At 36.7% G+C, this 10,848-nt stretch carries 9 protein-coding genes and 1 pseudogene; 4 read left to right on the plus strand and 6 right to left on the minus strand.

Annotated elements, in window-relative coordinates:
• The 5 genes and pseudogenes from J3495_RS12965 to J3495_RS12985 all read right to left on the minus strand — a co-directional run.
• Window positions 1-2,990: pseudogene (locus tag J3495_RS12965) on the minus strand (PorP/SprF family type IX secretion system membrane protein); the annotation flags it as partial.
• A gap of 1 nt (window position 2,991) precedes the next feature.
• Window positions 2,992-4,455 (minus strand): gliding motility protein SprC, encoded by a 1,464-nt coding sequence (sprC, locus tag J3495_RS12970; protein ID WP_210666968.1) that lies wholly within the window; start codon window positions 4,453-4,455, stop codon window positions 2,992-2,994.
• Window positions 4,452-4,874: a hypothetical protein gene (locus J3495_RS12975; protein ID WP_210666969.1), complete on the minus strand. Its 423-nt coding sequence runs from the start codon at window positions 4,872-4,874 to the stop codon at window positions 4,452-4,454. The genes sprC and J3495_RS12975 overlap by 4 nt, the downstream gene beginning before the upstream one ends.
• 99 nt (window positions 4,875-4,973) lie before the next feature.
• A complete protein-coding gene (locus J3495_RS12980; protein WP_210666970.1) occupies window positions 4,974-6,266 on the minus strand; it encodes a hypothetical protein in 1,293 nt (430 codons plus the stop codon).
• A 173-nt stretch (window positions 6,267-6,439) separates the two neighbouring features.
• Window positions 6,440-6,892: a hypothetical protein gene (locus J3495_RS12985; protein WP_210666971.1), complete on the minus strand. Its 453-nt coding sequence runs from the start codon at window positions 6,890-6,892 to the stop codon at window positions 6,440-6,442.
• A gap of 438 nt (window positions 6,893-7,330) precedes the next feature.
• Between J3495_RS12985 and J3495_RS12990 the strand changes: the two genes are divergently transcribed.
• The 4 genes from J3495_RS12990 to recA all read left to right on the plus strand — a co-directional run bounded on the left by J3495_RS12990 (window position 7,331) and on the right by recA (window position 10,653).
• On the plus strand, window positions 7,331-8,479 hold the full coding sequence (locus J3495_RS12990) for a DNA polymerase III subunit (RefSeq protein ID WP_210666972.1): 1,149 nt from the start codon (window positions 7,331-7,333) through the stop codon (window positions 8,477-8,479).
• Window positions 8,480-8,487: 8 nt separating this feature from the next.
• Window positions 8,488-8,871: a DoxX family protein gene (locus J3495_RS12995; RefSeq protein ID WP_210666973.1), complete on the plus strand. Its 384-nt coding sequence runs from the start codon at window positions 8,488-8,490 to the stop codon at window positions 8,869-8,871.
• Window positions 8,872-8,968: 97 nt separating this feature from the next.
• Window positions 8,969-9,478, plus strand: coding sequence for an acyl-CoA thioesterase (locus J3495_RS13000; protein WP_210666974.1), 510 nt, complete (start codon window positions 8,969-8,971; stop codon window positions 9,476-9,478).
• A gap of 167 nt (window positions 9,479-9,645) precedes the next feature.
• Window positions 9,646-10,653, plus strand: coding sequence for a recombinase RecA (gene recA, locus J3495_RS13005; protein WP_210666977.1), 1,008 nt, complete (start codon window positions 9,646-9,648; stop codon window positions 10,651-10,653).
• A 102-nt stretch (window positions 10,654-10,755) separates the two neighbouring features.
• Here the strand turns inward: recA and J3495_RS13010 are convergent.
• Window positions 10,756-10,848, minus strand: a 93-nt coding sequence (locus J3495_RS13010; RefSeq protein ID WP_210666978.1) for an IS3 family transposase, incomplete at its 5' end; no start/stop codon positions are given.

The raw sequence follows: 10,848 nt of genomic DNA on the forward strand, positions 1-10,848 counted from the left end.
GCTTTCGCTTTATCAGCAGCCAATTTCGCTTGACGAGCTTCTTCAACTTTTTGTTTTTCTGCAGCTTCTGCATCCGCTTTGGCTTTCTCGGCAGCTAGTTTTGCTTGTTGGGCTTCTGCGTCAGCTTTGGCTTTATCAGCAGCCAATTTCGCTTGACGAGCTTCTTCAACTTTTTGTTTTTCTGCAGCTTCTGCATCCGCTTTGGCTTTCTCGGCAGCTAGTTTTGCTTGTTGCGCTTCTGCGTCAGCTTTGGCTTTATCAGCAGCCAATTTCGCTTGACGAGCTTCTTCAACTTTTTGTTTTTCTGCAGCTTCCGCATCCGCTTTCGCTTTAGCATCGGCAGCTAATTTTGCTTGTAATGCTTCTGCGTCTGCTTTGGCTTTATCAGCAGCCAATTTCGCTTGACGAGCTTCTTCAACTTTTTGTTTTTCTGCAGCTTCGGCATCCGCTTTGGCTTTGGCATCAGCAGCTAATTTTGCTTGTAATGCGTCTGCGTCTGCTTTCGCTTTATCAGCAGCCAATTTCGCTTGACGGGCTTCTTCAACTTTTTGTTTTTCTGCAGCTTCCGCATCCGCTTTGGCTTTGGCATCAGCAGCTAATTTTGCTTGTAATGCTTCTGCGTCTGCTTTCGCTTTATCAGCAGCCAATTTCGCTTGACGGGCTTCTTCAACTTTTTGTTTTTCTGCAGCTTCCGCATCCGCTTTCGCTTTGGCATCAGCAGCTAGTTTTGCTTGCAATGCTTCTGCATCTGCTTTCGCTTTATCAGCAGCCAATTTCGCTTGACGAGCTTCTTCAACTTTTTGTTTTTCTACAGCTTCCGCATCCGCTTTCGCTTTGGCATCCGCAGCTAGTTTTGCTTGTAATGCTTCTGCGTCTGCTTTGGCTTTGTCAGCAGCTAGTTTTGCTTGTTGCGCTTCTGCATCGGCTTTCGCCTTGTCAGCAGCTAGTTTTGCTTGACGGGCTTGTTCCGTCGTTTGTAATTGTTGTGCTTCTTTCTCTGCTTTCAATTTAGCAGTAGCTTCAGCATCTACTTTTACTTTGGCGTCTGCCAATAACTGAGCTTGCAAATCTTTCATGTCCGCTTTTGCGGTATTATTTGAAGCTAATTTAGCAGCAGCTTCGGCATCCGCTTTTGCTTTGGCATCAGCAGCTAATTTTATTTTAAGAGCCTCAGCATCGGCTTTGGCTTTTGCGTCTGCTTCTAATTTTGCTTTAGCAGCAGCTTCGGCATCGGCTTTTGCTTTTGCTTCCGCAGCTAATCTTGCTTGTTGTGCTTCGGCATCGGCTTTTGCTTTATCAGCAGCTAATTTTGCTTTCAGTGCTTCAGCATCCGCTTTGGCTTTGGCATCAGCAGCGAGTCTCGCCTGTAACGCTTCGGCATCGGCTTTCGCTTTTGCATCGGCAGCTAATTTTAATTTTAAAGCAGCTGCTTCAGCCGCTTTGGCTTTTGTTTCTGCAGCTAGTTTGGCTCTGTTTGCCGCATCAATTGCTGCTTTTGTTTTAGCAGTTGTTGCTGTTTTTGCTTTTGCTTCAGCAGCCAACTTAGCTTGTAGGGCATCAGAATCGGCTTTGGCTTTGGCATCAGCAGCAATTATAGATTGTAAATCCGCTTCTTCTGCCTTCGCTTTAGCATCGGCTTTTCTCTTGGCGGCTTCTGCGTCGGCTTTTACTTTGGCATCGGCAGCAAGTTTTACTTTTAATGCTTCAGCATCCGCTTTCGCTTTTGCTTGTGGCGATAAATTTGCTTTAGCAGCAGCTTCTGCATCGGCTTTCGCTTTTGCGTCTGCGGCTAATTTTATTTTAAGAGCCTCAGCATCGGCTTTGGCTTTATTGTCGGCTTCTAATTTTGCTTTAGCAGCAGCTTCGGCATCAGCCTTCACTTTTTCTGTTAAAGCTAATCTTGCTTGTAATGCTTCTGCATCGGCTTTTGCTTTTGCTTCGGCAGCAAGTTTTGCTTTTTCGGCACCGCTAACTCTGGTTATTGGTGCAGCATTTGTTTTAGGTTTTGCTTTGACTGGCTTAGCAGTTTGCGATGCTTCAATCAAAGAACCTTCCTCGTCATCACCGTAATAATAATTTCTGTTTTTGAATTTATACGCTAATACAAATTCGTGGGAAGCTCCTAAATTAGTCAGGTTTCCCGTTGCGCGCTCATAATTGTATTCGATAGCAAAACTAGGTGAGATATTAAAACCCAATCCTGCCGACATTCCAAATAACGTATTGTAACCTGCTTGCGCCCAAACTCCTTGTTTTAGCGAAAGCATTGCAAGACCTGAAATAACGGTCTTGTCTTTTTTAAGCTCTGTTTTTACAATTCCGGAGAATTTACTTCTGTCAAAAAAACCATAACTATCAATAAATCCGGTGTACATGGCATGTACTTGGATTGCTCTTTCTGGATCTTCTTTTACCATTCCGCCACCAAAATTATACAGAATCAAGTTGTTGATCGATACACCAAAATCTAAAAAAGCAGTACCGTAATTAATCCCAGGATTTACAGTAAGTAACGTATTTGACGGATAATTTGAAACATCTATAACATCATCTGAAATAATTTTTCCCTCGTCAAGACCGCTTTGGTAAGCACCAACATTTAAACCAAAAGTTAAATTGCTGTCTTCCTGCAAAACGATATTGTGTGCAAAATTAAGTACTCCTCCAAAGACCGTAAACAAACCATAATTCTGTTGAAACAATCCAACAGCAAACGCTTCATTTTCTCTAAAGCGTCCAGAATAATTAAACAAATACGTGTTTGGAGCATCCTCAAACTGTATCCATTGTCTTTTGTTGTAAAAACTTATGTATGAATTTTGTTCGCGAACAAAACTAAAAGTTGGATTAATTAAATATCTATTAAACTTTAATGAATTTCTGATAGGTAAAGAAAACGAAACAACTCCATCCTCAGTAACTGTTTGCTGCGAATAGAGTATTTGTGATGTACCATAAAATAAAGTTATGAATAGTAAAATTTTCTTCATATTATTTTATCACCGTTATTGATCCTTTTTTTTCACCTGCATCGCCTTTAATGACATAGTAATAAACTGGATTTACATTTTTAAAATCTTTAACGAACGAATTTGTTACGGGGTCGTAATTACTGCCCACATCATCAAACATAATCTCGCCGTTTGAACTTACAATTGTAAGCTTAGTATCTGCTGTTTTGTATACATCTGGAATGTTCCAATATGGATTTGTTGCCAGTTTTATAATATTGGGAATAACTGTAGCGGGACCTTGCGGGCCAATAACTTTAAAAGAAAATTCTTTTGAAGTGATACAACCACCAGATTGAGAAATTTTTACTCTATAATTACCTCTCACAGTTACCAAATAGGTATCTGTCGTTGCGCCAGCTATTAAATTATCGTTTAAATACCACTCATACGTTGGACTTGCAGCATCATCTGTAACGGTAACACTTAACGTTTCTCCTTCTGCAATTGTATTGGTATCAGGAGCTTCCGGAACATCAATACTTGCGTTAAAAGTATTACTTTGAAGATTGATACTTCCCGTAGCTTTACATCCGCCAAAATCAACTTCTACCGTATAATTTCCGGATTCGTTTGTTGTATACGTACGACCTGTTGCTGCTGTAATTACTGTACCGTCTTTTTTCCAAACATAACTATTTCCACTAGTCGCCGTTAGAACAGTACCTGATCCGCTGGAACAAAATGGATTTCCTAAACTAGAGCTAATGGTTACACTAGAACCAGAACTTGAAGAAGTAACCGTAACACGATTAGAACTAAAATTCACATCTGAACATTGACCATAATCAATCTCTGCATAATATTGTCCGATAGCATTTACTACTAACGAACTAGAACTTTGTCCGGCAATCGCAGTACCATCTTTATACCATTTGTATTTGACACTGGCATAATTTAGAGGTGATGATGCAGGTACAGTTGGCGTTTCGTTATCTACCGAAAGTGTTAAGCTTCCGCCAGCACACAACATCGCCATGTCGCTTTTTTTATTGATATAAAAGGAATTCTCGTACTCTTTGTAATAAGCAGGAAAAGATGTGTTGCCCAAAGTGTTTTTGAACCTTGTAGGACTAACATATCCTGTAGATGCTTTTACTCGTAAGCTGTAAGTATCTGAACCAACCAGATTGGTTGGTACAGCATACTTTATAGTTTTTTGGGTTGGAGAAACATCAATAGTTTGCAACAAGGTTGTTGCTATTGGAGTTGTAAAACTTCCTGTAGGATCTGATAATTCTACTACAAAAGTAGTTCCAGCTGGAAAATCTATATAACTAAATGTTGCAAAAAATTCGTTGAAAGAACCTCCTGCGCACAGTTTTTCCAGACCATCAAATGTTTGTGGAACCACTGTTTGTGCATTAGTACTTGGTTCGAAGGCAAAAAAGGCTCCGAAAAAGATAATACATTTCGTTAAAAATAGAGTAGTTTTTTGAATCATATAGTACGTTTTCTGGCTAAATCTATATTTTCAAAAAAAAGAATATCAATAAATGTTTCTGAAAAATCGTATCTATAATTTTCTATAATAGCTCTCGCTATTTCAGAATAGGCACTTTTATCAGTAATAAGGTGTAATTTTTCGACAGCACATGTATCGCTGTCACCCACAGTATCTGTAGTAAAACTATCCTTGGGGATGGATAGCTTTACTAAGAACTGATTTGAAATAATATTTGAATTGGCAACTAAAACAGCTGCACATTGTTGGTTCTTTAATTCAGACTTAACAACATTGTTTACGTTCTCGATACAATCTAAAAAAGCAGGTTTTTCGGTAGTATTTTGTGCGTATGTGGTCAACGAAATAAGAGAAACCAAAAGTATAATACAAGAATATATTTTTTGTTTCGGGGCCATTATTTTGATCTTTATTTGTCCGCTTAAGACGAGTACATAAATTGTGTCTGGGGACTTTATTAATAAAATTTACGCGTTTAAAATAAAAATCGAAATCTCTTATCGATTGCCGCTTGAAGCAGTAATTTTTCCAAGTATAAGTCTGTAATCTGGCTTTTTAGGGTTTAAAATATCAATGAATGTCTCTTTGTTATCACTTTGAGAATATACATTAAAAAACACGCTATTTCCATACCAGCTCTCTAAATCCTCGTTGTTTGAGTTGTACTCTGTAAAGATATTTCCTTTACACAAGTTAAAAAACATTTCTTCGAATTTGATTTTTTTAAGGTTGGCATCGTTAATCTCAATTTTACTGTCCAATAAAACAGCTGGATTAAATCCAGAGATTACACTACGTTTCATTTCAAGTGAAGCGTTTTCAGCAATATAAACAGCTTCTTTTACCAAACCTGCCTGAATATCGGCACTAATATTTTCGCTATCATTAAGCATTGTAATATTAGAAGCAACTACAAGAGTTCCTTTTTTAGTAAAATCAGTTTCGTTCTTTTTTTCGTAAGAAGCAACTTCAAGACAACGAGAACCATCTTTGTTACTAGATAAGTAAGATGATCTAACTGCTAAAGAGTTAAATAAACGACATTGGGTTCCTTGAGTAAACTTAAAGTCATCGTTGATTGACTTATAAGAAACAAATTTTGTAGCATTAAGATCTCCACCGTAAACAGCAAACGAGTCACCTGCAGAATAACTAACCATCACGTTTTCAAGAATAGTTTTGTTACCAACACCAGCAAGTGTTAATCCGTTGAAACCTGGAGTACCTTTTACTCTTTTTCCAGCAAATTCGATTCTTACATATCTTAAAACTCCAGAATTAGAAGCGACATTGTCTCCTCCGTAAGTAGTTTGAGATGGATCAAGATCTAAGTTATAAGAACCTGCATTTCCAAATTTATTGATCGGAGCATCTCCCAAAATAACTAATCCTCCCCAATCTCCAGCTTTTTTCTGGCTGCGGTTTGAAGTAAATACAATTGGGTCTGTCTCTAAACCGTCAGCAATAATTGATGCACCTTTAGTAACTACCAATGTTCCTTTTGTTTCAAAATCACCAATGATCAAAGTCCCTGGCTCAATTGTTAAAACTGCATTGTTAGTAACATATACGTTTCCTTGCAGAACATAAATATTTCTCTTCAGCAACTTTGTGTTAACAGAAATGTTTCCAGCTAAAATCTGATTAGCTTCTCCATATTCTACTTTGTTAGGCTTAAACTCTGTCCAGTTATTCAACCAGTTGTTATAGCCCATAATTCCTTTTTCTTGTTGAGCACTCATACTGGTAACTGTCAAAAGAACGCAGATGATTTGAGTAATTTTTTTCATCACAAGGGGTATTTAGGTTAATATTAAATTTGGGTATGCGAAAATTAAAAAAACTCATCCCGAGTTTTCTGCCAAGCAGAACCATCGAAAACGAGTTGATTTTTTAAAACCTCTGTAAAGAATTGAGACTTGTGATCTCAATTCTTTAAGAAGCATATAAAAATATTTAACAATTACATTTCGTTCAACTCGTTGAACTCGTGTAATGATTTCAATGTTCCTTCATAAAATAAAATAGCAGCGATCAAATTTCCCTTATCTGAGTAAGGCATCATTTTTCTCTGAAATTCTACAGTTGTATCTAAGAATGCTGTAGTACCAATTGCTTGGTTGTCTAACACTTTTTTGTGCTCACTGTCGTCTGGGATACCCAAATCGGCCATTGTAACACCCGGTTTTGTAACCAACGCGATGTAAGGAAGGGTTTTCACCAAAACCTTTATACGCTCGATGTACAATTCAAGAAGCTCGCCTTTTTGCATTCCGCTTAGCTCCTTCTGATCATGATATTTGCGTATAAGAGCAGTTGTACTGATAATACTTCTCGGAGCATTTTTGGCTTGTGCAAAAACGGCACCTGTCGTCAATAAAAAAAAGACACTTAAAAAGATAATTTTCCCTTTCATAAATTCTTAGAATAAATTTGTTTTTGATAGAAACAAAAATATATAAATTATGTTAAATCACAACTTTATTGATTTTTTTTTTGAAATAAAACATTCCGAGAATACTCAAAAATGGGTTCTATGTCGAGAAAATATGCCTTTTGCCGAGTTTTTTGTTAATATTGTTAAAATTTTTTTCTTGTAAGAAAAGTGTTAATCAGAGTGATTTAATGTGCTTTATTCTAGACAAAAAAAACATAACTTTTTAAAAAAAAACGAAAAACTATTAACAAAAATGTCTTAATATCTGTTGAAAAACATTTCAGTATTAACAAAACTTTAGCAGAAAAAAGTAAAAATTTAAGTTAAAATCTTTTTTCAGAATTAAAAAACAACAGTTAAAAATTAATCTTTATCCGGAAAATTTTTGACTATATCATTTTCTTCTATCTTTGCTTCATGCAATTTTCTGAAATTTTAGGCCAAGATTACATCAAAAGTCACTTGATAAAAAGTGCGTCCTCCGGAAGAATTCCGCATGCTCAGCTATTTGTCGGACCAGAAGGAAGTGGCACCTTATCAACTGCTATTGCTTATGCGCAATATATTTTGTGCAACAATACAGGTAACGAAAATGCAAACGGAAACGATTCCTGTAATTTAAAATTTCAGAACCTATCACATCCGGACCTGCATTTTATTTACCCCACTGTTACCACCGAAGATGTAAAAACCAAACCCAAAAGTTTAGATTTTATTCAGGATTGGCGACAATTTATTCAGGAAATGCCTTATGGCGGATTATTTGACTGGTACAAAATCCTTGGTGTTCAAAACAAGCAAGGCGAAATTAGGGTTGAGGATGCCCAGGAAGTTTTAAAATCACTTTCGTTAAAATCATACGAAGGCGGTTATAAAATCATGATTATCTGGATGGCTGACAAGATGAATATTGCGGCTTCGAACAAATTGCTCAAATTACTCGAAGAACCTTCGGATAAAACTATTTTTATATTGATTTCTGAGAATGAAGAAGACATCATTCAAACCATACGATCTCGTTGTCAGGTAATTCACTTTAATGGTTTACCAGAAAAAGTCATTGCCGAAGCTTTAATTTCGAAAGAAAACATAGAAGAAAAAACTGCTTTCAAAATCGCTCATCAGGCGCAGGGCAATTTTAGCAAAGCTTTGCATTTGGTAAAAGAAGACGATGCAGAATATCCTTTTGAGCAATGGTTTGTCAATTGGGTGCGCGCGGCTTTTAGAGCCAAAGGAAATGCCGCTGCAATTCAGGATTTGATTTCCTGGAGTGAAGAAATTGCAAGTTTGGGTCGTGAAAGCCAAAAAAAATTCATTCAGTTTTGTATCGAAATGTTCCGTCAGGCGCTTTTGCTTCATTATCAAGCACCAAGTCTGGTATACATTGAACCAAAAGTCGATAAATTTAAACTCGAAAATTTTGCTCCTTTTGTAAACGGAAATAATATTCATGATATTTTTAAGGAACTTTCAGATGCGATGTATCACATTGAAAGAAACGGAAATGCAAAAATAATTTTAACCGACTTATCAATAAAACTAACCCGATTAATTCATAAAAAATAATATTTCAAATGAATAACGTTGCTTCAATTTTAATTTTGATATTTTTAGCCTTAACTTTTTTACAATCCGGCTACGAAAAAATTTTTTACTGGAAAGATAATTTGGCGTGGCTTAAAGGACATTTTGCTGCCACCATTCTTAAAAATCAAGTGCCTCTTGCCCTGCTTCATCTTTTAATTTTAGAATTAATTTCTGGTATTTTATCTGTAGTTGGCGCCATACAATTGCTTTTGAACAGCGGTCGCGAATTTGGTTTTTACGGTGCCCTATTTTCATGTATCTCTTTGTTAATGATGCTTTTCGGTCAACGATTAGCCAAAGATTACGACGGTGCCAGAACAATTGTAATCTATTTTATACCAGCTGTAATGGCGGTTTATTGGTTAAATTAATTGACTTCGATTTAAAAAAATAGCCGCAGATTTCACAAATTAAAACTAAAGAAATATTTGAAATCTGTGGTAGAAAACAAATTTTATTATTAAAAAAATGACTCCAAAACACCCTTCCGAATCCCTTACCATATTGACCGATTTAGTGCTGCCGAGCGAAACAAATCCTTTGAATAATCTTTTTGGAGGTGAGTTATTGGCCCGTATGGATCGCGCCGCAAGTATCGCAGCCAGAAGACATTCGCGCCGAATTGTCGTAACAGCTTCTGTCAATCATGTGGCTTTTAATCGTGCCATTTCATTAGGAAGTGTCGTAACCGTAGAAGCAAAAGTGTCCCGATCTTTCAAAAGTTCGATGGAAGTTTTTATAGATGTTTGGGTAGAAGACCGCGAATCTGGCAACAGAACCAAAGCCAACGAAGCCATTTATACTTTTGTGGCAGTAGACGATACCGGAAGACCAGTTGAAGTTCCTGCAATTCAACCCGAAACAGAACTTGAAATTAGTCGTTATGAAGCCGCTTTACGTCGCAAACAACTGAGTTTGTTGCTTGCAGGTAAAATAAAACCATCAGAAGCAACAGAATTAAAGGCTTTGTTTTTATAGTATAAAATTGTGACAATTTGGAACAATGAAACTTCAAAAAAAAGAAGTATTTTTACAAAATTACAAGCCCATAGAAATCTAAATCAGGAAGTTATTGATTTTCTGGTTTGTTTTTCGAAAAAGAAAAAAATATAAAATTTTAGATGAAAGAAAAAGAGAAAGAAAAGATGAGTTCAGAAAAAGATGCCAAACTAAAAGCGTTACAACTTACGCTTGACAAACTTGATAAAACGTACGGAAAAGGAACCGTGATGAAAATGGGTGACAAAGCCATTGTAGAAGTTGAAACGATTTCTTCGGGTTCTCTGGGTGTCGATTTGGCCCTTGGAGTAAATGGATACCCAAGAGGTAGAATAATTGAAATATACGGACCGGAATCTTCTGGAAAAACCACTTTGACACTGCATGCAATTGCAGAAGCTCAAAAAGCAGGCGGAATTGCTGCTTTTATAGATGCAGAACATGCTTTTGATAGAAATTATGCCGAAAAATTAGGCGTAGATATCGAAAACCTGATCATTTCTCAGCCCGACAACGGGGAGCAAGCTTTAGAAATTGCCGAAAACCTGATTCGTTCAGGGGCAATTGATATTGTGGTAATTGACTCGGTTGCTGCGTTGACTCCAAAAAGCGAAATCGAAGGAGAAATGGGAGATTCTAAAATGGGTCTTCACGCTCGTTTAATGTCTCAAGCTTTAAGAAAATTGACCGGAACAATCAGTAAAACAAATTGTACTGTTTTCTTTATCAACCAGTTGAGAGAAAAAATTGGTGTTATGTTCGGAAATCCTGAAACGACTACAGGTGGTAATGCCTTAAAGTTTTATGCATCTGTGCGTCTGGATATCCGTCGTTCTTCTCAAATCAAAGATGGTGAGAATGTTATCGGAAACAGAACCAAAGTAAAAGTAGTAAAAAACAAAGTCGCTCCACCTTTTAAAACAGCCGAATTTGACATTATGTACGGAGAAGGTGTGTCTAAAACGGGTGAGATTTTGGATTTAGCAGTTGAATTTGAAATCGTTAAAAAAGCGGGATCATGGTTCAGCTACGGAGATACTAAATTAGGACAAGGGCGTGATGCTGTAAAATCTTTAATCAAAGACAATCCTGAATTGGCTGATGAACTAGAAGTAAAAATTAAAGCACACATCAAAGAATTAGCCAATGCTTAATAGAACATAATTTGCTATTTTATAGCAGCATATTATATTTTTTTTAAACCCGACAAGATGCTACATTTTGGACTGCACCCAAAAGTTTAGACGAATTTATAATTAAATTTGATAATAATGAGCTCGATATTGTATCGGGCTCATTCCTTTTAAATTAAGTTTTATTCGATCATTATTGTAATAGTCTATATATTC

This window comes from Flavobacterium geliluteum (genome assembly GCF_017948595.1).
Lineage (GTDB): Bacteria > Bacteroidota > Bacteroidia > Flavobacteriales > Flavobacteriaceae > Flavobacterium > Flavobacterium flavipigmentatum.

Bases quoted from the DNA above. Each gene is read 5' to 3' on its own strand.
- sprC (WP_210666968.1), bottom strand. From the start codon at position 4,455: ATGATTCAAAAAACTACTCTATTTTTAACGAAATGTATTATCTTTTTC.
- J3495_RS12975 (WP_210666969.1), bottom strand. From the start codon at position 4,874: ATGGCCCCGAAACAAAAAATATATTCTTGTATTATACTTTTGGTTTCT.
- J3495_RS12980 (WP_210666970.1), bottom strand. From the start codon at position 6,266: ATGAAAAAAATTACTCAAATCATCTGCGTTCTTTTGACAGTTACCAGT.
- J3495_RS12985 (WP_210666971.1), bottom strand. From the start codon at position 6,892: ATGAAAGGGAAAATTATCTTTTTAAGTGTCTTTTTTTTATTGACGACA.
- J3495_RS12990 (WP_210666972.1), top strand. From the start codon at position 7,331: ATGCAATTTTCTGAAATTTTAGGCCAAGATTACATCAAAAGTCACTTG.
- J3495_RS12995 (WP_210666973.1), top strand. From the start codon at position 8,488: ATGAATAACGTTGCTTCAATTTTAATTTTGATATTTTTAGCCTTAACT.
- J3495_RS13000 (WP_210666974.1), top strand. From the start codon at position 8,969: ATGACTCCAAAACACCCTTCCGAATCCCTTACCATATTGACCGATTTA.
- recA (WP_210666977.1), top strand. From the start codon at position 9,646: ATGAGTTCAGAAAAAGATGCCAAACTAAAAGCGTTACAACTTACGCTT.